Raw genomic sequence first — 21,530 nt, 5'->3', positions numbered from 1 at the left:
CGATGATGAATGTATCCACCTGGTCGATCAAGAACCCGATCCCGGCGCTGATGCTGTTCGTACTGCTGTGCTTCGGCGGCCTGCTGTCGTTCAACGCCATGAAGGTGCAGAACTTCCCCGACATCGATCTGCCCACCATCTCGGTCACCGTGGCGCTGCCCGGCGCCGCGCCGGCGCAGCTGGAGAACGACGTGGCGCGCAAGATCGAGAACAGCATCGCCACGCTGCAGGGCCTCAAGCACATCTACACCAAGGTGCAGGACGGCGGCGCCACGGTCACGGCCGAGTTCCGCCTGGAAAAGCCCACGCAGGAGGCGCTGGACGATGTGCGCTCGGCCGTGGCCCGCGTGCGCGGCGACCTGCCCGGCGACGTGCGCGACCCCATCGTCACCAAGATGGATCTGGCCGCGCAGCCCGTGCTGGCCTTCACCATCGCGTCGAGCCGCATGGACGACGAGGCCCTCTCCTGGTTCGTCGACAACGACGTGGCCAAGAAGCTGCTCACCGTGCGCGGCGTGGGCGCGGTCAACCGCGTGGGCGGCGTGGAACGGCAGGTGCATGTAGCGCTGGACCCGGTCAAGCTGCAGGCCCTGTCGGCCACGGCGGCCGACATCTCGCGCCAGCTGCGCCAGGTGCAGCAGGAGAGCGCTGGCGGCCGCACCGACCTGGGTGGCAGCGAGCAGCCCGTGCGCACGCTGGCCACCGTGCAGTCGGCGCAGGAACTGGCGGCGCTGACGCTGGCGCTGCCCGACGGCCGCCGCGTGCGCCTGGACCAGGTGGCCACGGTGTCCGACACCTTCGCCGAGCCGCGCGCCATGGCGCTGCTCGACGGCAAGCCCGTGGTGGGCTTCGAGGTCGCGCGCAGCAAGGGCGCGAGCGAGGTCGAGGTCGGCGCCGCGGTGCAGGCCGCGCTGGCCGAGCTGCGCGCCCAGCACCCGGGCCTGGAGATCACCGAGGCCTTCAACTTCGTGGCACCGGTGCAGGAGGAATACGACGGCTCCATGCACCTGCTGTACGAGGGCGCGCTGCTGGCCGTGCTGGTGGTGTGGCTGTTCCTGCGCGACTGGCGCGCCACCTTCGTCTCGGCCGTGGCGCTGCCGCTGTCGGTCATTCCGGCCTTCATTGGCATGTATTTGCTGGGCTTTTCCATCAACGTCATCACGCTGCTGGCGCTGTCGCTGGTGGTGGGCATCCTGGTGGACGACGCGATCGTGGAGGTGGAGAACATCGTGCGCCACCTGCGCATGGGCAAGACGCCCTACCAGGCGGCCATGGAGGCGGCCGATGAAATCGGCCTGGCGGTGATCGCCACCACCTTCACGCTGATCGCGGTGTTCCTGCCCACGGCCTTCATGAGCGGCATCGCCGGCAAGTTCTTCAAGCAGTTCGGCTGGACGGCCTCGCTCGCCGTGTTCGCCAGCCTGGTGGTGGCGCGCCTGCTCACGCCCATGATGGCGGCCTACATCCTCAAGCCCATCGTGGGAACGCACCGCGAGCCGCGCTGGATGGGCATCTACCTGCGCTGGGCCGCCTGGTGCGTGCGCCACCGCTGGGCGACCTTCGTGGCCACCATCGCCTTCTTCATCGGCTCGCTGGCGCTCATCCCGCTGCTGCCCACGGGCTTCATCCCGCCGGACGACAACTCGCAAACCCAGGTGTACCTGGAGCTGCCGCCCGGCGCCACACTGGCGCAGACGCGCGCCGCCTCCGAGGACGCGCGCCAGCGCATCATGGGCGTGGCGCATGTGAAGAGTGTCTACACCACCATCGGCGGCGGCTCGGCCGGCGCCGATCCGTTCATGGGCGGCGGCAACACCGAAACGCGCAAGGCCACGCTGACCATCCAGCTCGACCCGCGCGGCGTGCGCCCGCGCAAGCAGGGCATCGAGCAGGCCATCCGCGCCGCGCTGGAGAGCCAGCCCGGCGTGCGCTACAAGGTCGGCCTGGGCGGCTCGGGCGAGAAATACATCCTGGTGCTCACGGGCGATGACCCGCAGGCGCTCACCAGCGCCGCGCTGGCCGTCGAGAAGGACCTGCGCACCATTCCCGGCCTGGGCAGCATCGCCTCCACGGCCAGTCTGGTGCGCTCGGAGATCGCCGTGCGCCCGGACTTCGCGCGCGCCGCCGACCTGGGCGTGACATCACAAGCCATCGCCGAGACGCTGCGCATCGCCACCCTGGGTGACTACGACGTGGCCCTGCCCAAGCTCAACCTAGCCTCGCGCCAGGTGCCCATCGTGGTCAAGCTCCAGGACGGCGCGCGCCAGGACCTGTCGCTGCTCGAACGCCTGGCCGTTCCGGGCAGCAAGGGGCCGGTGCTGCTGGGCCAGGTGGCCCAGCTCGAATTCAGCGGCGGCCCGGCCGTGGTGGACCGCTACGACCGCGCGCGCAACGTCAACCTGGAGATCGAGCTGTCGGGCCGCCCGCTGGGCGACGTGACGCAGGAGGTGCAGCAGTTGCCTTCGCTGCGCAACCTGCCACCCGGCGTGCGCCAGGTGACGGTGGGCGATGCCGAGGTGATGGGCGAACTCTTTGCCAGCTTCGGTCTGGCCATGCTCACCGGCGTGCTGTGCATCTACATCGTGCTGGTGCTGCTGTTCAAGGACTTCCTGCACCCGGTGACCATCCTGGCGGCGCTGCCGCTGTCGCTGGGCGGCGCCTTCGTGGGCCTGCTGATCGCGCAGAAGAGCTTCTCCATGCCCTCGCTCATCGGGCTCATCATGCTCATGGGCATCGCCACCAAGAACTCCATCCTGCTGGTGGAGTACGCCATCCTGGCGCGGCGCGAGCACGGCCTGTCGCGCTTCGACGCGCTGATGGACGCCTGCCACAAGCGCGCGCGCCCCATCATCATGACCACGCTGGCCATGGGCGCGGGCATGCTGCCCATCGCCATCGGCATCGGCGCGGCCGACCCGAGCTTCCGCTCGCCCATGTCGGTGGCGGTGATCGGCGGGCTCATCACCTCGACCTTCCTGAGCCTGCTGGTCATCCCGGCGGTGTTCACCGCGGTCGACGACCTGGGCCAGTGGTTTGGCCGCATGCTGCGGCGCCTGCTCCGGCACCCCGCGCCACCGGCCAAAGCCAAGCCCGTCGTCCCGTGAAATAGGGGCCTTTCCCCCCGGGTTTGCGCGCTTATGCCCCGCCCGGGGGCGCGGGATAATGGGCACCGACCATGAACCTCGTGCCCCTGAGCCTCGACTCCATCCACTTCGGCCACCCGCTGCCGTTCGTGCTGCGCAACGCCGACGGTTCGCTACTGGCGCAAAAAGGCTTCGTGATCCGCAACCGCGAGGAGCTCAAGGGGCTGCTCTCGCGCGGCGTGTCGCTCTACGTCGACACCGACGAGTCGGGCGAGAGCCACCGCGCCTACCTGGCCGAGCTGCAGCGGATGCTGATGTCTGAAAAGCCCCTGGGCCAGATCTCCTCCATCAAGATCAGCGCCGGCACGCAGACCGAGCGCGAGCGCGACGACAAGGCTCCGGCCGACTGGCCCGCCTTGCAGAACCGCGCCACGCAGCTGCTGCGCTCCCCGCAGCCGGCCGACTTCGGCAGCCGCTTCCAGGCCCTGCACGACGAGCTGGCGCGCATGAGCACCCAGACCCCCGACGCCACGGTGCTGGCGCTCATCTTCCTCTCGGCCCAGGAAACCCGCATGTACAGCGCCACCCACGCCATGCTGGTGTCCTGCGTCTGCATGGTGACCGCGCGCGAGGTGCTGCGCTGGCCCGAGGCGCGCGTGCAGCAGCTGGGCCGTGCCGCCCTGAGCATGAACGTCGCCATGACCGAGCTGCAGGACCAGCTGGCGCAGCAGATGCAGCCGCTCTCGGCCACGCAGATCGCCGCCGTGGAAAGCCACGCCGCGCGCTCCGAAACCCTGCTGCGCCACCTGGGCGTGGCCGACCCGGTGTGGCTCGAAGCCGTGCGCTGCCACCACCACCGCATGCCTGGCAAGCTCGACCAGAAAACCCCCGCCCAGCAGATCGCGCGCCTGATCCAGCGCGCCGACGTGTTCGCCGCGCGGCTGGCGCCACGCGCCGCGCGCTGGCCCATGCCGGTGACGGCCGCCATGCAGGCCAGCTACTACGACGAGGAGCAGCAGGTGGACGAAGCCGGCGCGGCGCTGGTCAAGGCCCTGGGCATCTACCCGCCCGGCGCCTTCGTGCGCCTGGCCAGCCAGGAAGTCGCCATCGTGCTGCGCCGCGGCACCACCGCCGCCACGCCGCGCGTGGCCGTGGTGACCAACCGCGCGGGCATGCCCACGGGCGAGATGATCCCGCGCGACACCGCGCAGCCCGCCTGGAAGATCACCGGCCCGGTGGCGCACAAGGATGTGCGCATCCAGCTCCAGGTGGCGCGGCTCGTCGCCATGGTCTGACGCCCGGCGCGGGCGGAACCCCTGCGGGCGACACGGGAAACCGGCCGGACCAGCACGCCCGCCAGGGAACTGTGCTCCACTGGCGGCCTCCCGTCCCGGCTCGCGCCATGCCCACCATGAAAGCGCCCCTCCTGTCCCTGCTGCCGGCCCTGCTGGCCTGCGCCCCGCTGCTGCCCGCCACCGCCGCCGCCCAGGCGCCGCAGGCCCCGGCCGCCAATGCCTGCCCTGCCACGCTGCAGCACACCTTTCCCCGGCTGCAGGACGAGAAGCCCCAGTCGCTGTGCCAGTACAGCGGCAAGGTGCTGCTGGTGGTCAACACCGCCAGCTACTGCGGCTTCACGGGGCAGTACGAAGGGCTGGAGGCGCTGCACGCCAAGTACCAGGGCAAGGGCCTGGTGGTGCTGGGTTTCCCGTCCAATGATTTCTCCCAGGAAACCGGCAGCAACCAGCAGATCGCGGCGTTCTGCGAGAACACCTATGGCGTGCGCTTTCCCATGTTCTCCAAGAGCAGTGTGAAAGGCCCCCAAGCCAATGCGTTCTACCAGCAGCTGGCGCAGCAGGCCGGCGGGCCGCCGCGCTGGAACTTCCACAAGTACCTGGTGGGCCGCGACGGCCGGGTGGTGGACAGCTACACCAGCCTGACCGCGCCCGACAGCCGCGCCCTGGTCCGCGCCATCGAGGAACAGCTGGCCCTGCGCGCACCGCAGGCGCAGGCCCGGTGAGCGCACGTTTTTTTCATTTTTTTGCACCACGGGGGCTGGAACTTTTGCATTTCCACCCCACTCTATGGAACACCAGGGCGCTCGACACGCCTGCCCCGTTTGATGTTGCGAAGCCTTTCGGTCTCCGAGGCCGATTGAAACCCTGAAGCGCTTCTCCTCCCTCCCTCTCTTCTTCGTTTCGGGACGCTTCGCAACCATTTTCTTCCCGCCCGGCGCGCTCGCCAGGCACAAAAAAACCGGCTTTCAAGCCGGTTTTTTTGTGCCCGCGCGCCCTCAGCGCGGCACGGTGTCGGCGAAGCTCGGGCGCAGCGCCAGCTTGTCCATGAGCCGGGCCAGATTGGGGTGCTCGGCGCGCCAGCCGATCTCGGGGAAACGGAACTCCAGCCAGCCCAGGGCGCAGCCCACGGCGATGTCGGACAGGCTCAGGTGGATGCCGCTGCAGAACGCCTTGTCGCCCAGCCCCTGGGCCATGGCCTTGAGGCTGGCGTCAACCTTCTGCAGCTGGCGGTCGATCCAGGCAGTGCTGCGCTGGGCGGGCGCACGGCCCTCGAAGGTGTTCTCCAGGCGCACCAGGATCGCGGCGTCGAGCAGGCCGTCGGCCAGTGCCTCCCAGGTCTTGACCTCGGCGCGCTCGCGGCCGGTGGATGGAATGAGCTTGCCCACGGGCGAGAGGGTGTCGAGGTATTCCACGATCACGCGCGAGTCGAACACCGCCTCGCCCCCTTCCATGACCAGGCAGGGCACCTTGCCCAGGGGATTGGAGGCGGCGATCTTGGTGTCGGCAGACCAGACGTTGTCCAGCAGGAACTGGTAGTCGAGCTTCTTTTCCGCCATCACGATGCGCACTTTGCGCACATAGGGGCTGGTGGTGGATCCGATCAGTTTCATGGTTCTGCTTCCGTGGCTCGGGCGCCGGGGGTGCGCCGGGCTGCCGATTCTATCGACACCCGCCCACGCACGCCTGACACGTGCGACACCTACAATATTGCGCCATGAGCCTGTCCACCATCACCGCCCTTTCGCCGCTCGACGGCCGTTATGCCTCCAAACTGGCCCCGCTGCGCCCCATCATGAGCGAGCACGGCTACATGCACCGCCGCGTGCAAGTGGAGGTGACCTGGTTCATCGCCCTGTCGGACGCCGGCTTCGCCGAGTTCAAGCCGCTGAGCGTGGGCGCGCGTGCCTACCTGCTGGGCCTGGTGAAGAACTTCTCGGAAGCCGATTCGGCCGCGATCAAGGAGATCGAGAAGACCACCAACCACGACGTGAAGGCCGTGGAATACTGGATCAAGAGCAAGTTCGAGGCGCGCCCCGAGCTGGAGAAGGCCGCTGAGTTCGTGCACTTCGCCTGCACCAGCGAGGACATCAACAACACCAGCCACGCGCTGCAGCTGCGCGCCGGCCGCGACCAGGTGGTGCTGCCCAGCCTGGACCGCATCGTGCTCAAGCTGCGCGAGATGGCCCACCTGTACGCCGCCGTGCCCATGCTCAGCCGCACGCACGGCCAGACGGCCAGCCCCACCACCGTGGGCAAGGAAATGGCCAACGTGCTCATGCGCCTGCAGGCCGCCTGCGACCGCATCGCCGCCGTGAAGATCATGGGCAAGATGAACGGCGCCGTGGGCAACTACAACGCCCACCTGTCCGCCTGGCCCGAGTTCGACTGGGAAGCCTTCAGCCGCAAGGTCGTGGAAACGCACGAACCCGAGGGCCTGGGCCTGACCTTCCAGCCCTACAGCATCCAGATCGAGCCGCACGACTACATGGCCGAACTGTTCGACGCCGTGGCGCGCGCCAACACCATCCTGGTCGACCTCTCGCGCGACATCTGGGGCTATGTGAGCCTGGGCTACTTCAAGCAGCGCCTGAAGGCGGGCGAGATCGGCTCCTCGACCATGCCGCACAAGGTCAACCCGATCGACTTCGAGAACGCCGAGGGCAACCTGGGCCTGTCCAACGCGCTCCTGCGCCACCTCTCGGAAAAGCTCCCGGTGAGCCGCTGGCAGCGCGACCTGACCGACAGCACGGTGCTGCGCAACATCGGCGTGGCCCTGGGTTATGCCACGCTGGCCTACACCTCGCTGCTGACCGGCCTGAACAAGCTCGAACTCAACGAGGAAGCCCTGGCGCAGGACCTCGACGCCTCCTGGGAAGTGCTGGCCGAGCCCATCCAGACCGTGATGCGCCGCTACGGCGTGCAGGGCGCCTACGAGAAGCTCAAGGAAGTCACGCGCGGCAAGACGGTGACCGCCGAGGCGCTGCACGGCCTGATCCGCTCGCTCGACATCCCGGAGGCCGAGAAAACCCGCCTGCTGGCCATGACGCCCGCCAGCTACGTCGGCAAGGCCGCCGAGCTGGCGCGCCGGGTCTGACCGCTTCTTCAAGCCTTTTTGGCCTCCAGCGCTTAGCCCATAAGCGCTGGCAGCTATCAATTTCAACCTGACAGCCCATGGCCATCAAGTCCACCATCTTCAAGGCGAATCTGCAGATCGCCGACATCGACCACGGCTACTATGCCGACCACGCGCTTACGCTGGCACGCCACCCGAGCGAGACCGACGAGCGCATGATGGTCCGGCTGGCGGCGCTGGCCATGCAGGCGCACCAGCTCAATGACCTGTGCAACGGCGATGGCCAGCTCGCCTTTGGCGCCGGGCTGTCGGACCCGGACGACCCGGACGCCTCGCTGACCGACTTCACCGGGCGCAAGCGGGTATGGATCGAGGTGGGGCAGCCCGAGGACAAGCCGCTCACCAAGGCCTGCAGCAAGGCCGATGCGGTCATCGTCTATTGCTTCAACCACGCGTCAGAGATCTGGTGGAAGGGCATCGAGACCAAACTCTCGCGGCTCGACAAGCTGCAGGTCTGGCGCATCCCCACCGAAGCCTCGCAGGCCCTGGCGCAACTGGCCGAGCGCAGCATGCAGCTGCAGGCCACGGTGCAGGAGGGCGCCCTCACGCTCAGCAGCAACCTGGGCAGCGTGCACCTGGAACCCGTGCGCTGGAAATAGCCGCGCGCCGTCAGCGCGGCATCAGCGCGCCGCACATCCAGCACTGCTCGAAGCCCCCTTCAACCAGCTCACCACATGCGCAGCGCCAGCGGCGCTGGGGCAGGTTGCGCAGATCGTCCAGCAACGCCCGGGCGCGCTCCAGGTGCTCATCGTGGCGCAGCCAGATCTCGGGCAGGCATTCATCGGGTGGCAAATGCCCGGCAGCGGCACCGAGGTACTGGCGCTGCACCGACGCCGGCATGCCGCCCTCGCACAGCAGGTCGGCCCAGAGGGTGGCCAGGGCCATGTTCGGAGCCTGGGTGAGACGGCGCATCATTCGCTCCTTTTTTCATAGCTTTTGCCGCTTGATTGACAATGGCTAGAGGCCATTTTCACTCATTCCCTCCTGGGCCCGCTCGGCATAGCGGTTAAAGCGCCAGGCCGTGCCCTGCCGGGTGATGCGCCGCCAGACGGCACGCTTTTGCGCCGGACTGTAGGCCGGCCAGTGCTGGACTTCGTCAAAGCTGCGCCCGCAGCCCTTGCACAAGTCATCACCCTGGCTGGTGGAGCAGATGGCGATGCAGGGCGTGTCGGGCGTGGTGGCATACCAGTCCAGCCAGGCCACCAGGGCATCGCCCGCCAGCGCCGATTCGTCGATCTCGTCCTGCCGAAAGTACGCCATCCGTGCATACACCTCGGCCAGGGCCCGCAGGGGCGGCGCCAGGGCGGGGCCTTCCGAGCGGGGCGCCCGGGCGCGCCAGTGGTTGATGGCGGCTTCGATGTCGGCGATGTGGAGGGCGGCCATGGGCCGGCCATGATAGCGGCGCCGCCGCGCCACCCGGGCGAGCGGCATGCGTAATACCCACAGCTTGCCAGGCGAAAGCCGGCGATGGTCTAATCCCGTTCCGAAGGGGAGTAGCTCCCGCCCGTTTTCTGCAATCCGGGTATCGCCAGGTCGTCAATACGGAGCGTCTCGTGCGTTCCCGGCCTGTCGGGCGGTGCGTTCCATGGCGCCGCCGAGCAAGACCTTCGATCCGAACCTGCGCCGGGTCTGGTCGAAGGCACACGCCATGTCCGCTCGGGCATGCCCTGCGTGCCTGCGGCCAACCGGGCGCGAAGCCTAGCTACGGAAACCAAGAGGACTCCATGGAACAATTCATGACCCCAGAATTCTGGGTCGCTGTCGGTCAGATCATCATGATCGACATCCTGCTCGGCGGCGACAACGCCGTCGTCATCGCCCTGGCCTGCCGCAAGCTGCCCGCGCAGCAGCGCACCCAGGGCATCCTGTGGGGCACGGCCGGCGCCATCCTGCTGCGCGTGGTGCTGATCTACTTCGCGCTCACGCTGCTGGCCATCCCCTTCCTCAAGCTCGTCGGCGCCGCCCTGCTGGTATGGATCGGCGTGAAGCTCCTGGCACCCGACCCGGACGACGACCACGGCAACATCAACGCCAGCGACAAGCTGCTGGCCGCCATCAAGACCATCATCGTGGCCGACCTGGTGATGAGCATCGACAACGTGATCGCCATCGCTGGCGCCGCCCAGGGCGCGGCCGACCACCACGAGATGCCGCTGGTGATCTTCGGCCTGCTGGTGAGCATTCCGATCATCGTCTGGGGCAGCCAGCTGGTCATCAAGCTGATGGACCGCTTCCCCGCCATCATCACCTTCGGCGGCATGCTGCTGGGCTGGATCGCTGGCACGATGTTCGTCTCCGACCCGGCCGTGGCCAACCCCGACACCCTGCCCTGGATGCTCAAGATCGACCAGGCCAACGATTGGATCAAGTACGGTGCCGGCATCGCCGGCGCGCTGATGGTGCTGGGCATCGGCAAATGGCTCGCCGCGCGCCATGCGGCCACGGTCACCGAGCCCGAGCCCTCGGCCCGCTGACACCGCGCCCGGCCGGCGGCCGGGCCTAGCAACACCTCGACGGGGACCACGGTCCCCGTTTTTGCGCCTGCGGGGGTGCTGCGCTATGCTGGCGCCATGAAACTCCTCGCCAAATGGCTGCTCAGCGCCGCCGCGCTGCTGTTCGTGGCCTACCTCTACAGCGGCGTTCAGGTGCAGAGCTTCACTTCCGCGCTGATCGCCGCCCTGGTCATCGGGCTGTTCAACGTGGTGCTGCGCCCCGTGCTGGTGGTGCTGACGCTGCCGGTCACCATCGTCACCGTGGGGCTGTTCCTGTTCATCATCAACGCGCTCATGTTCTGGGCCGCCGCCGGGGTGCTCGACGGCTTCCATGTGAACGGCTTTGGCGCGGCGCTGCTGGGCTCGCTGATCTACTCGGCGCTGGGCCTGCTGATCGAATCAGCGCTCGGCGGCCTGTTCCCGAAGCAGTGACTCCACGGCGCGCAGGCGCGTGTCGATGATCGATGCCTCCACATGGTCGGCCGGCGCGCGGCTGCCCCGCGCCAGGTCCTGCCCGGCCTTGAAGCGGTCCACTGCGGCGGCGTAGTCGTAGCGCGCCGCGTGCGCCTCTGCCTCGGCGCGCACCGCGCGCAGCGGCTGCCCCTGGGCCTGCCACACGCCGGCCAGCAGCTGCCACGCGCCGGCGTCGCGCGGGTGCAGCGCGACCCAGGTCTGCAACGGCCCGGCCATTTCGGCCGCGGAACCCAGGCGCAACCGGACCTGGGTGCGCAGCAAGAGTTCGGGCCGCCCTTCGCCCGACGGCAGCTCGCGCAGCGCCGTGGCGGCATCGCCCGCCGCCAGCGCCACCTCGGCGGCCAGCAGCCGTGCCTGGCGCTGCGCGGCCGCCTCTTTTCCGGCCGCCTCGCGCAGGCGCGGCAGCAGGGCGCGCACGGCCGCTTCATCGCGTAGCTGGCTGGCCGCCAGCACGGCAGCGTAGAGCCCCCCCGCCTGGCGCTCCGGCACCAGCGCGGCGAAGGCCGTGCCCTGGGGCTCGGCCACCCACTGGCGCAGCAGATCCACGCCCGGGCGCCCGAGCACGCGCGCGCGCGCCGACAGCATGGCGTGCTCCAGCGTGGGCGCGGGCGCCCTGGCGCTGCCCGGCAGCTGGCGCATCTGCATGTCGGCCATGCGCTGGGTGGTCAGCGGGTGGCTGCGCAGGTAGGGCCAGGAGCCGTTGTCGTTGATGCGGTTGGCCTGCTGGAGCTTTTCGAACATGCCCACGAAGCCCTGCGGCGCGAAGCCGGCGGGGGCCATGAGGCCATGGCCGACACGGTCGGCCTCGCGCTCCATGTCGCGCGAGAAGTTGAGCTGGTTCTGCACCACCAGGGCCTGCCCGCCGATGGCCAGCGCCTGCGCCGCGTCGGGGCTCTTGCTGGCCGCCAGCGCGCCCAGGATCATGGCGCCGATCATCAACGGCGTCTGCCGGCCCTGCTGGGCAATCAGGCGCGAGATATGGCGCTGCGTGACGTGGCTCAGCTCATGCGCCAGCACCGAGGCGAGCTCGTCGCGGTTGCCCACCACGCCGATCAACCCCAGGTGCACACCCAGGTAGCCGCCGGGAAGGGCGAAGGCGTTGACCGTGCGGTCGCGCCCGAGCAGCACCTCCCAGGCGAAGCGCTCGTCCAGCTCGGGCGAGAGTTCGCCGCGCTCACGCGCGGCCGCCAACAGCGCCTGCCAGAGTGACTGCACATACTCCATGAGCATGGGGTCGTCGATGTAATCCGGGTCGCGGTAGAGCTGGCGGATGATGCCGTCGCCCAGGCGCCGCTCGGCGCTGGTGGTGATGTCGCCGCCATCCCCCAGCGTGGGCAGGCTCACCTGCGCGGCCGCAGATGGCGTCAGGGCCCAGGAAGTTGCTATTAAAAAAGAAGCTGCTAGCGCTTTCACCGCATGCCCTGGAGGCCATTTTTGCTTATTTTTTTGAACGATCGTGCTGCCAGAGTCCGAAAGGCCTGATGGGGTGCTGCTGCGGTTCCACATGCACGTATGATGCCCCGTCCCGCCAAAGTTTCCCATCCGCTTCACCCGGTTACCACCCCATGTCCGCACTCACCCACTTCGACGCCCAGGGCCAGGCCCACATGGTGGACGTGGCCGCCAAGGCCGCGACGCACCGCATCGCCGTGGCCACCGGCCGCATCGAGATGCTGCCGGCCACGCTGGCGCTGATCGAGGCCGGCACCGCCAAGAAGGGCGACGTGCTGGGCATCGCCCGCATCGCCGGCATCCAGGCCGCCAAGAAGACCAGCGACCTGATTCCCCTGTGCCATCCGCTGGCCTTGACCCGTGTTGCTATTGAATTTGAAGCTGCCAACGCTCGCCATCCGGGCGCCAGCGGCATATTTTGTGCCGCGACCGTCGAAACCGTAGGGCCGACCGGGGTGGAGATGGAGGCCCTCACCGCCGTGCAGGTGGCTCTGCTCACCATCTACGACATGTGCAAGGCCGTGGACCGCGGCATGTCCATCCACGACGTGCGCGTGCAGGAAAAGCATGGGGGCAAGTCGGGGAGCTACGTGGCGGCGCCTCCACAGGCCTGACCGTCACTCCGGCCCACTCGCGGCGCGGTTGCGCGCGCTCCAGCGCGCGTAGTCCGCAGGGTAGGCGGCCCGGTAGCGGCGCAGATGGAAGGCGGCCTCGTCGTCCAGGCCCAGCAACGTGGCGCTTTTGACCAACGGCTCGATCACGCGCGGCTCGGGCGAGTAATGCAACAGGGCCGTGGCCAGCGCATGCACGCGCGCTGCCGTGGCCGGGTTGACCGGTGTCGTGGTCAGCACCGCGAAATCCACCGCGTCGGCGAACAACCAGGTTCCCGCCACCTTCTGCAGCGTGTCTTCACGCAGTTCGGGGGGGCGCTCCTGCACCGGCCGGAAGACCTGGCTCACGCGGCGGTAGTCCCAACTGGCATACGCCAGGGCGGCAAGCACCAGAGCGGCCAGCGACACCTTGGCAGCCCACGGCAGACGCCCAGCGCCACCTTGCGCCGCCGTAGCGGACCTGCGCCACAGTATGCACACGGCCAATGCCGTGATCAATTGGAATGGGCCATACCACAGCGGAAATTCGAGCATGCTGTGCAGACCCACCAGGGCCAGAATGCCCCAGGCCAACTGGCGCGCCGGGTCCTGCTCCCTCCAGGGGCGCGCGCGCCACACCCAGGCCAGGACAGCGACGCACACCAGGGCGGCCACCGGCACGCCCAGTTCCACGGCCAAGTGCAGGGGCAGGTTGTGCGCGTTGTCGAGCAGAACGCAGAAGCGCGGGCCCGGAAACAGGGTGATGTAGTGGGCGTAATCGAGTTCGCCCCAACCCCAGCCCAGCCAAGGCTTCTGCGCGATCAGGTAGAGCACGTTGGACCAGAGCACCCGCCGGCTGGTGCAGCCAGGCGCATCGCCAAAGCGCGCGAACAGCCCGTCGGCCTGGAAACCGGTCCACTGGCGCAGAAGCTCCGGCAGCAGCCAGCCCGCCACGCCATAGATGGCCAGCCCGGCCAACGCAAGCACCAGAATCGCCCGACCCAGCGAGGCACGCCACCACGCCAGCAACACCAGCATCACCAGCCATTGCGCCAACCCCGTGCGCGATGCCGTGGCCGCGCTGCCCACGGCCAGGAGGGCCAGCGCCCATGCCGTCAGCAGCCCCACCAGCACCATGGACCACTGAAGCCCGTCCTGGCAAGCCTCTGCCCCTGGAATCTGCCGGCGCTCGCCCGCGAGGGCGTGCGCCTGGGTCTGCGCCACCACCCACAGCAAGGCCCAGACGCCCATGCTCAGCAAAGTGGCCTGCTGATTGCGCTGGCGCAGATTGCCCATGGCCTGACCAGGCCGGGACGCATGTACCCAAGGGTCCAGGCCCGCCGCCAAGTCGAAATACTGCAGCAGGCCGATGGCGCTGGCAAGGAGGGCGGCGAGGAGGAGGCCGGTGCTGCAGACCATGGCCAATTCGATGGGCATGGTCTGTACGTGCACCTTAGGTTTTTCCAGACGTGACCACTGCAGCCACGCCAACATACTGCCCACCCCACAAAACCATGCAGCCACAACTGGCCAGAAGTTGGTGGTTGGAGGTTGGGTATATGGAAAAAGGAACGGAATGGCAACCGCCAGCGCCAGGGGCAGCGCGGTGAAAGGCATAGATATGTCACCCACAAAAGTGGCATGATCATAGGCCAGCAATTTACCCACCCACTGTGTTCTTTGCGTGCCGACCGGCTGACAGCAGATCTCCTGGCATGCTACCTATGCACTATCTCCTTTTGAGCCATCCCTCCTGCCGCCACCATGCCCGCTACCTCTGCCAACATTTCACCTCTTGCCGCTCTGCAGCAGGGTATAGACAACAAGCGTGTCACCATTGGCATTTATGGTCTGGGCTATGTGGGTCTCCCATTGGCTCTGCGGTTCTGTGAAGCGGGTCTTTCGGTCATTGGCTTTGACATCGACCCAGCCAAGGTTGAGAAACTCAATGCTGGATTAAGCTATATAGAACGCATCACCCCCGATGTCATCCAGACTGCTATCAAATCGGGGTTCAAGGCAACAACCGATTTCGCGCAGACGCGTCTTGTAGATGCGCTCATCATTTGCGTTCCTACGCCGCTGAATGCACACCGTGAGCCTGATCTCAGCTTCATTATCAATACCATCGATAGTGCTCTGCCCTATATGCGGGAAGGTCAGTTGGTAAGCTTGGAAAGCACCACTTGGCCAGGCACCACAGATGAAATCCTGGCACCGCGCCTGCGTGCACAGGGCCTAGAACCAGGCATAAGTTGCGCGCTTGTTTTCTCTCCTGAGCGCGAAGATCCAGGAAACCCACATTTCGGCACCAAAAACATCCCTAAGGTGATTGGCGGCTGCACACCATATTGTCTCGCCTTGGGCATTGCGCTCTACCAGCACGCGATTCAGACCATGGTTCCTGTCAGTAGCACCAAAGCCGCCGAGATGACCAAGTTACTCGAAAATATCCACCGCAGCGTGAACATCGGCTTGGTAAACGAGATGAAGATCGTCGCAGACAAGATGGGTATTAATATTCACGAAGTGATTGATGCTGCTGCAACCAAACCCTTCGGTTTTATACCCTACCGGCCCGGCCCTGGCCTTGGCGGACATTGTATTCCGATCGACCCTTTCTACCTGACCTGGAAAGCGCGAGAATATGGCATCAATACCCGCTTTATTGAGCTGGCGGGTGAGATTAACCACTTCATGCCTCAATGGGTGGTAGGCAAAGTCACGGACGCCCTGAATGACAGAGGCCGGGCCGTTAAGGACAGCCGCATCTTAGTGTTGGGACTGGCCTACAAAAAAAATATCGATGACACACGCGAATCCCCTGCCGTGGAGATCATGGACCTGCTACAGGCCAAGGGTGCCATAATAGCCTACAGCGATCCGCATGTACCTACCTTCCCACGCAAACGCAACTACCACTTCGATCTGCAGTCTGAGTCTCTAACACCCGAAATCATCGCCAGCTATGACTGTCTCGTGCTGGCCACCGATCACGATGCATTCGACTACGATGTGCTGTTAGAACATGCTTCTTTGATTATTGACACCCGGGGGCGTTTAGATTGGCATCGACGAACTGTCATTGCCGGATAACCGGTATTAAGCTGTAGTAAGGGCAGCCCGTTCAACCCCATTTTCAATACCTTGCCCTCTTTTTCTCCAACATCTCCCATCCGTTCGCTTTTTGTGAGCACCACGTTTCCTCGTGATGCCACAGATTGGCGTGGTACGTTCATCGCAAATATTGGCAATGCATTGGCACGCCGGCCGGATCTTCAGCTAAGCCAATGGGCGCCTCCCGGTGAGGTCGCATCCAATGTTCAACTAGTTGCCACAACACAGGAAACCGAATGGCTGAGCAAGCTCATGCAGCGTGGTGGTATATCGCACTGGTTGCGCACCCGACCGATAACAGGATTTCCTGCCGCCTTCAAACTATTGCGCATGCTGCGCTCTGTCTATCGACGCTGCGGCGATTTCGACGTTTACCACATCAATTGGTTGCAGTGCGCCTTACCACTTCCAGATGATGGCAAGCCTGCGCTGATTACGGTACTAGGCAATGACATGCAGTTGCTGCGATTGCCGATGATGAAGCAGGCGCTGCGTCGCAGCCTGCGCGGCCGCCGCGCTGCTATTTGCCCTAATGCCAGTTGGATGCAACAGCCACTGGAGGAAATGTTTGGCGATTGCGCCAGCATCACCAGCGTCCCATTCGGAATCGATCCATCTTGGTATGCCATCCAGCGTCCTGTTGGCTCCCAAATGGCTCCTCCTTGCTGGCTGGCTGTAACACGCCTGACCACCGACAAGCTGGGGCCGTTGTTTGCATGGTCCCAGCCACTGTTTAACAACGAAATCCGTCAGTTACATCTGTTTGGTCCCATGCAAGAAACTATCGCACTGCCCGATTGGGTGCGTTATCACGGCCCCGTTACTCCCGAGCAACTGGCCAAAGAGTGGTTTCCCCGTGCACAGGGCCTGGTCACACTCAGCCACCACGCCGAAGGCCGTCCCCAAGTGATGCTGGAGGCCATGGCTGCTGGGCTCCCGATCATCGCGTCCCAACTTCCCGCACATGCCGACATCATTTCCAATATGCAGACTGGTGTACTGTGTGATAGCCAGCAGGAGTATGCCAAGGCACTGGCTGCGCTGGAGGACCCTCAAATCAATCTGCGCATCGGCAAAGCAGCGCAAACCAGGGTAAAGCAAGGGCTGGGCACGTGGGATGATTGTGCAACTCGTTATGTGCGGGTCTATCGACGGCTACTGGGACGACCTGACAATGATTGATCCTGTCCTGCCAATCGGTGCCGGTGATTTTGTCGGACACGCACGGCCGACCGCCTTGAGGGCGCACGGCATACCCATCGTTGCAACTGACAAAGAACGGACCGCATTGCCTATAGATTGGCCACAGATCGGCCACGCACTCCTACGTGGCGTGGATGATTCACTCCCTCTGCCAGTAGAGGGGCACCGTCATCCATTTGGCACCTGCCTCTACTCCCGGCGCAACAGCAGGCAAACCCCCAAGGGATGCGGAGCGCCCTCGCGCCCCGCAGGGTGCCTTGCCGTCCCTCTCAGGCACTTCTTCATCTATACCTTATCGAATGGGGTGCCCATGCGTTGACATCCAGTGCAACTCGACGAATATCAAGCCGTTTGCGCCCACTCCTGTCATAGAGTGGAAAAGAGTCGCTGCCAAGCAGTTATAGGGCTAGAGGACAGTCGATGGTTCGCTACTATCCCACACTAAACCGACCTACAGCCCCAGCTATTTCTATCTGTATCGCAAACTACAACGGCGTGCAGGTGTTGGGCGATTGCATCGAATCATTGCTAAACCAACAAGCAAACATTGCTATCGAAATCATCATCCACGACGACGCCTCTAGCGATGGTTCGGTGGAGTGGATCCGGCAGCATTATCCCTGTGTCGAGCTTTTAGCCGCCGATAAAAATGCGGGTTTTTGTGTAGCCAACAACCGCATGGTGGCACATGCGCGTGGTGACTACGTCCTGCTATTGAACAACGATGCCGCCTTATTCCCCGACGCTCTTGCCACTCTACTCAGTGCCTCAAACGGGCTACCGGTAGCAGGCATCATTTCGCTGCCGCAGTACGACTGGAAGACCGGCCATCTAGTGGATCGCGGCTGCCTACTCGACCCGTTCTACAACCCTGTGCCAAACCTGGAGCCCTCTCGTAAAGATGTGGGCATGGTCATTGGTGCCTGCATGTTCATGCCTCGTGCATTGTGGAACACACTGGGCGGATTCCCAGAATGGATGGGCTCCCTCGCCGAGGACATGTACCTGTGCTGCGTGGCACGCCTGTGTGGCCACCCTGTGATAGTGACTGCAAGCAGCGGCTACCGCCACCACCAAGGCGCCAGCTTCGGAGGTAACCGGGTCAACTCAGGAAAGCTGCAGACCACCTACCGCCGCCGAGCCCTCAGCGAGCGCAACAAAACGGCCATCCTGCTGATCTGCACTCCCGGCCCGCTGGTTTGGCTGCTGCTGCTGCTGCATTGCTGCCTACTTGCTGCCGAAGGCCTGATCCTGGCCCTACTCAAGCACGATGCAATATTATGGCGGCAGGTATATGTCAATGTGTTCGTACAACTGCGGCAAAATGGCGTAGCTTGGCGCATACAGCGTCTTACGGTGCAACGCAGGCGGATAATCCAACCGTTTGTTTATTGGAAGAAATTTGTCTGCGTGCCGCGAAAACTGATAATGCTGTTTCGCCATGGAATACCCGAACTGCGCTAGCTTGCACCAGCCCATCAGAATTTCCGAAAGAGGAAGAACGGCTCCAATGGGTTGATGCCAAACACATCGGCATCATAACCGGCCAACAACGTCTGATGGCAATGTACGTGGGGTTCCAGACCAAACCCAGCAATGCGTTCGAATATGTCCCTCCCAAAAAGGCGCACATGGTCTTCCTGCCCATATGCCTGCAAACGTGCCTGTGATGTATCGATACCCAGGTCTTCCCATGAGCAATGCAGCCTTAGGCTGTAGGGAGTCTGCAGGATCGCATGGCCACCCGGCTTTAGCACACGATGAATCTCCGTCAGCGCTCGATCTAGCGCACTTACATGTTCAAGAACATGGTTGGCAAGCAGCAAGTCGAAGGTGTTTGATTCGAAAGGCATAGCCTGCATGTCCACTCGCAGGATGTCCTCCGTTGTGGGGTATAAATCGCAGCGAATATGCTGAAGTGGTTTTTGCTCAGCTATCCGCCGAGACAAGCGTTTTTCAGGTGCAAAGTGCAGAACCGACCACTCTGGTAGCTGCGCAAAAATCCCAGATGCCCGTAAATACAGGAGCAAATGGCGCTCACGGTCATGAGCTCCGCATCGTGGACACTCAAAATGATCCACATCACTGCCAACTACATCAAGTACCTTCATCAAGGGTACAACCCCACGTGCCCCTTGCCGATATGGCATGAACCTCCATACACGATTTCCGCAAATAACGCACTGTCTACGGCCACCCGGAAACCAGCCAGCGAGGACATAGGGAACGAGTTTGTGCAAGTGGAGTGCCATTGGTCCAAATCTCAGTGACGGTACAACACAGGGAAGTGTTCGCGCCCCGCAAACTCGGCCAATTTGGGAGCTGTCATTTTGACGGCCGACCGGGTGATATTGCCTAGTACAAGGGCTGTCGTGCGTAGTCGTCCATAGGGTGATGCCGCATATACCGCACTGGCCCATCGGCGCAGCAAGACAAGGTCGCGCGTGCGAACCGCGCGGAAGAAGACGCGGCGCAAAAAGTCTGCAATGCCGTGGGCATAGTCGCTGTCGCTTACCAGTTCACGCGGCACACTCTGGATAGCTTGCCAATACAGCTCGCGCACGAAGTCATTCGCATGGGCTACTATCGACCCTGACGAATTTACTCGATAACCAACAAGGATTTCGGGAATTTGCGCCAAATGGCCAGTAGCCGCATGCAGGAGATGAATTTGAAAATCCAGCACAGGCCTTTTTATCGCAAATATTGCCGTGCGCAAATGGCTACGAAACAACATCGAGCTGTTGCAAAGAAAATTACCACTGCGCAATAAATCAGGCACTCCGATTATGGAATCACGGAAATCATTGAACACACCGATCTGATCACCCTGCTCGGAAATTGCGACTGCGTTCGTATAAACAGCAGCACAATCAGCATTTTCATGCATATATGAAACTTGGCGCCTGAGCTTGCCAGGAAACCAGAAATCATCGCCATCCAGATGAGCAATAAATTTCGCACGCGCGCGCGCCAATATATCAATATAATTCGCCGAACCACCTATCCGCTCGCCGCGTCGAATATGTTGAATTAATTCAGGATGCATCCGGGCATAGGCGGCAACAATCTCCGTGGTGCCATCCGTGGATGCATCATCGCCAACCAATATCTCGATTCGAACATCATTTGCTTGCTCAAGAGCACTCTTGATGCAACGCTCGATATAGTGCGCATGATTCCAGGCAAGCAGGGCTACAGACACCTCGGGCTGCTTATTTGCCACAGTATTCATAAAGGACGATCTTTCTCTTGAGCATCTCGACTATTGCGAAACAGCACGATCACATCCCGCAGTGCATCCAGTCGCACAAGTACTGCTAAGCTTAAGAATACGACAGCACCCAACACCGTCAAACCGGTAATTTTAAGCAGGTCAGGAGCCTGCCACATCATCGCGAGCCAACCGACCAAACCCGCCATGACTGCCCCTACCGCCAGTGTCGGCAGAAACTCCCGGACTTGCGCCTCAAGACCATACCCGAACAGGTGCGCGTATCTTACGTTCAACGCCAAACCAAAAATACTGAGTACGACAATTGACCAAGCAACGCCCATTACACCGAAGAATGAGCCAATTCCGAGCAAAATCAGTCCAAGAACTTTTTTGATGAGTTCATTTCGAAAAACCAACCGAGAGTGCCCCATGGCCATTAGGCAATTTAAATTTAGTGCATGTATCGGAGCCAAGACTCCTGCGAGGCAAAGCACACGCAGAATAGGAACCGATGGCAACCACTGCCTTCCAAAAATAGCACTCATTATTGGTTCAGCCAGCACTGCGATTCCAAGCATCACTGGAACATTGATTAGCATCATCGCACGAATTGCCATCTGCATACCACGCTTGATTTTTGAGACGTCGTGTGCCGTAGCGGCAAACATTGGAAAAGCAACGCGCGAAAACACCCTAATCAAAACCCCACTAGGCATTTGCTGGATGCTATCAGCATTTATATAATACCCCAGCACGCTCATCCCATGAATTTTCCCTACAGGAATCGTATAGAGACGTGTATATAAACTATCTATCAGAGTCGATGCAAAATAATAGCTACCGAACGCAAATAACTTACGGATTGATGCAGCACTAAATGTTAATAATGGACGCCATCGACTTGCCATCCAAAGCAAGATCGTATTAACCGCATTCATCGTGATAGCTTGGGCTACCAAAGCCCAAACACCATAACCATGTCGAGCCATCCATGCAGCGATTAGCCCAGAAATCAGTACCGCAAAAAATCCGACAAGAATTTGAACTCGAAAATTCAAGTATTTTGTCAACAAACTCACATGGATTGAACCAAATGCACCAAAAAGCACATTTAGAGCCATCAACTGGATCAGTAAAGTTAATTGTGGCTGCTCATAGAATACGGCGATAGCTGGTGCTGCTGCACATAGGAGCAATGCCACGAGTGCTCCAGCGGCACAGTTAAACCAAAAGACTGTCGATTCATCGACGCGATCAACATCTTGCCGTTGTATCAGTGCTGCAGAGAATCCTCCATCTGCAAAAACTGCAGCCACCCCAACAAGAAGCAGAACGATACCGAACAAGCCGTAGTCCGCTGGTGCGAGTAATCTGGCGAGAGTTATTGATATTACGAACTGCAATCCTTGTCGGGAAAAAACATCGATCGCACTCCAGACGGTTGCATTGAATGCCCGTGTTTTTAGCATGGCAT

19 protein-coding genes are annotated in these 21,530 nt (G+C 63.0%); 11 read left to right on the top strand and 8 right to left on the bottom strand.

Annotated elements, in window-relative coordinates; translation table 11 throughout:
- Positions 1-5: 5 nt before the first annotated feature.
- The 3 genes from D8S75_RS02230 (at position 6) to D8S75_RS02220 (ending at position 5,100) form a co-directional block, all read left to right on the top strand.
- The gene (locus D8S75_RS02230; protein ID WP_119964391.1) at positions 6-3,104 is read left to right on the top strand and encodes an efflux RND transporter permease subunit; all 3,099 of its coding nucleotides are present in this window, start codon (positions 6-8) and stop codon (positions 3,102-3,104) included.
- 71 nt (positions 3,105-3,175) lie between these two features.
- On the top strand, positions 3,176-4,378 hold the full coding sequence (locus tag D8S75_RS02225; RefSeq protein ID WP_119964287.1) for an HD-GYP domain-containing protein: 1,203 nt from the start codon (positions 3,176-3,178) through the stop codon (positions 4,376-4,378).
- A 116-nt stretch (positions 4,379-4,494) separates the two neighbouring features.
- On the top strand, positions 4,495-5,100 hold the full coding sequence (locus D8S75_RS02220) for a glutathione peroxidase (protein WP_370807232.1): 606 nt from the start codon (positions 4,495-4,497) through the stop codon (positions 5,098-5,100).
- Between the two features lie 273 nt (positions 5,101-5,373).
- On the opposite strand, the gene D8S75_RS02215 is transcribed toward D8S75_RS02220, so the two are convergent.
- Complete coding sequence (locus tag D8S75_RS02215) at positions 5,374-5,988, bottom strand: glutathione S-transferase N-terminal domain-containing protein (RefSeq protein ID WP_119964285.1); 615 nt, start codon at positions 5,986-5,988, stop codon at positions 5,374-5,376.
- A 104-nt stretch (positions 5,989-6,092) separates the two neighbouring features.
- On the opposite strand from D8S75_RS02215, the gene purB reads away from it, so the two are divergent.
- Together purB and D8S75_RS02205 are read left to right on the top strand one after the other, a co-directional pair.
- Complete coding sequence (gene purB, locus D8S75_RS02210) at positions 6,093-7,472, top strand: adenylosuccinate lyase (protein ID WP_119964284.1); 1,380 nt, start codon at positions 6,093-6,095, stop codon at positions 7,470-7,472.
- Positions 7,473-7,549: 77 nt separating this feature from the next.
- Positions 7,550-8,110, top strand: coding sequence for a YaeQ family protein (locus D8S75_RS02205; protein WP_119964283.1), 561 nt, complete (start codon positions 7,550-7,552; stop codon positions 8,108-8,110).
- A 10-nt stretch (positions 8,111-8,120) separates the two neighbouring features.
- Here the strand turns inward: D8S75_RS02205 and D8S75_RS02200 are convergent, their stop codons facing one another.
- Positions 8,121-8,423: a putative signal transducing protein gene (locus D8S75_RS02200; RefSeq protein ID WP_119964390.1), complete on the bottom strand. Its 303-nt coding sequence runs from the start codon at positions 8,421-8,423 to the stop codon at positions 8,121-8,123.
- A 45-nt stretch (positions 8,424-8,468) separates the two neighbouring features.
- Positions 8,469-8,894 (bottom strand): DUF3717 domain-containing protein, encoded by a 426-nt coding sequence (locus D8S75_RS02195; protein ID WP_119964389.1) that lies wholly within the window; start codon positions 8,892-8,894, stop codon positions 8,469-8,471.
- 341 nt (positions 8,895-9,235) lie between these two features.
- On the opposite strand from D8S75_RS02195, the gene D8S75_RS02190 reads away from it, so the two are divergent.
- Positions 9,236-9,985 carry a TerC family protein gene (locus tag D8S75_RS02190; RefSeq protein WP_119964282.1) on the top strand — a complete coding sequence of 250 codons (750 nt, stop codon included), beginning with the start codon at positions 9,236-9,238 and terminating at the stop codon, positions 9,983-9,985.
- Positions 9,986-10,081: 96 nt separating this feature from the next.
- On the top strand, positions 10,082-10,435 hold the full coding sequence (locus D8S75_RS02185) for a phage holin family protein (protein ID WP_119964388.1): 354 nt from the start codon (positions 10,082-10,084) through the stop codon (positions 10,433-10,435).
- On the opposite strand, the gene D8S75_RS02180 is transcribed toward D8S75_RS02185, so the two are convergent.
- Positions 10,403-11,983 carry a M48 family metalloprotease gene (locus tag D8S75_RS02180; RefSeq protein WP_119964281.1) on the bottom strand — a complete coding sequence of 527 codons (1,581 nt, stop codon included), beginning with the start codon at positions 11,981-11,983 and terminating at the stop codon, positions 10,403-10,405. The genes D8S75_RS02185 and D8S75_RS02180 overlap by 33 nt on opposite strands.
- Positions 11,984-12,042: 59 nt before the next feature.
- Here D8S75_RS02180 and moaC point away from each other — a divergent pair, with 59 nt between their 5' ends.
- Complete coding sequence (gene moaC / locus D8S75_RS02175; RefSeq protein ID WP_119964280.1) at positions 12,043-12,543, top strand: cyclic pyranopterin monophosphate synthase MoaC; 501 nt, start codon at positions 12,043-12,045, stop codon at positions 12,541-12,543.
- A 3-nt stretch (positions 12,544-12,546) separates the two neighbouring features.
- Here the strand turns inward: moaC and D8S75_RS02170 are convergent, their stop codons facing one another.
- Positions 12,547-13,956: a Wzy polymerase domain-containing protein gene (locus D8S75_RS02170; RefSeq protein WP_306419003.1), complete on the bottom strand. Its 1,410-nt coding sequence runs from the start codon at positions 13,954-13,956 to the stop codon at positions 12,547-12,549.
- 327 nt (positions 13,957-14,283) lie between these two features.
- Between D8S75_RS02170 and D8S75_RS02165 the strand changes: the two genes are divergently transcribed.
- The 3 genes from D8S75_RS02165 (at position 14,284) to D8S75_RS02155 (ending at position 18,303) form a co-directional block, all read left to right on the top strand.
- Positions 14,284-15,615: a nucleotide sugar dehydrogenase gene (locus D8S75_RS02165; RefSeq protein WP_119964278.1), complete on the top strand. Its 1,332-nt coding sequence runs from the start codon at positions 14,284-14,286 to the stop codon at positions 15,613-15,615.
- A 93-nt stretch (positions 15,616-15,708) separates the two neighbouring features.
- A complete protein-coding gene (locus D8S75_RS02160) occupies positions 15,709-16,818 on the top strand; it encodes a glycosyltransferase family 4 protein (protein ID WP_198673121.1) in 1,110 nt (369 codons plus the stop codon).
- A gap of 441 nt (positions 16,819-17,259) precedes the next feature.
- Positions 17,260-18,303, top strand: coding sequence for a glycosyltransferase family 2 protein (locus tag D8S75_RS02155; RefSeq protein WP_119964277.1), 1,044 nt, complete (start codon positions 17,260-17,262; stop codon positions 18,301-18,303).
- Between the two features lie 14 nt (positions 18,304-18,317).
- Here D8S75_RS02155 and D8S75_RS02150 read toward each other — a convergent pair whose 3' ends face one another.
- The 3 genes from D8S75_RS02150 to D8S75_RS02140 form a co-directional block, all read right to left on the bottom strand.
- Complete coding sequence (locus D8S75_RS02150) at positions 18,318-18,950, bottom strand: class I SAM-dependent methyltransferase (RefSeq protein WP_157982579.1); 633 nt, start codon at positions 18,948-18,950, stop codon at positions 18,318-18,320.
- 152 nt (positions 18,951-19,102) lie between these two features.
- Entirely contained in the window at positions 19,103-20,074 is a 972-nt protein-coding gene (locus D8S75_RS02145) for a glycosyltransferase (RefSeq protein ID WP_119964276.1), read from the bottom strand.
- Positions 20,071-21,525 carry a lipopolysaccharide biosynthesis protein gene (locus tag D8S75_RS02140; protein ID WP_119964275.1) on the bottom strand — a complete coding sequence of 485 codons (1,455 nt, stop codon included), beginning with the start codon at positions 21,523-21,525 and terminating at the stop codon, positions 20,071-20,073. Before D8S75_RS02140 ends, D8S75_RS02145 begins: the two co-directional genes overlap by 4 nt.
- Between the last annotated feature and the right edge of the window lie 5 nt (positions 21,526-21,530).

Source organism: Simplicispira lacusdiani, assembly GCF_003604195.1.
Classification (GTDB): Bacteria; Pseudomonadota; Gammaproteobacteria; order Burkholderiales; family Burkholderiaceae_C; genus Simplicispira; species Simplicispira lacusdiani.
Note: the sequence above shows the minus strand (reverse complement) of the source record. Positions and strands in the feature narration are given on the sequence as shown.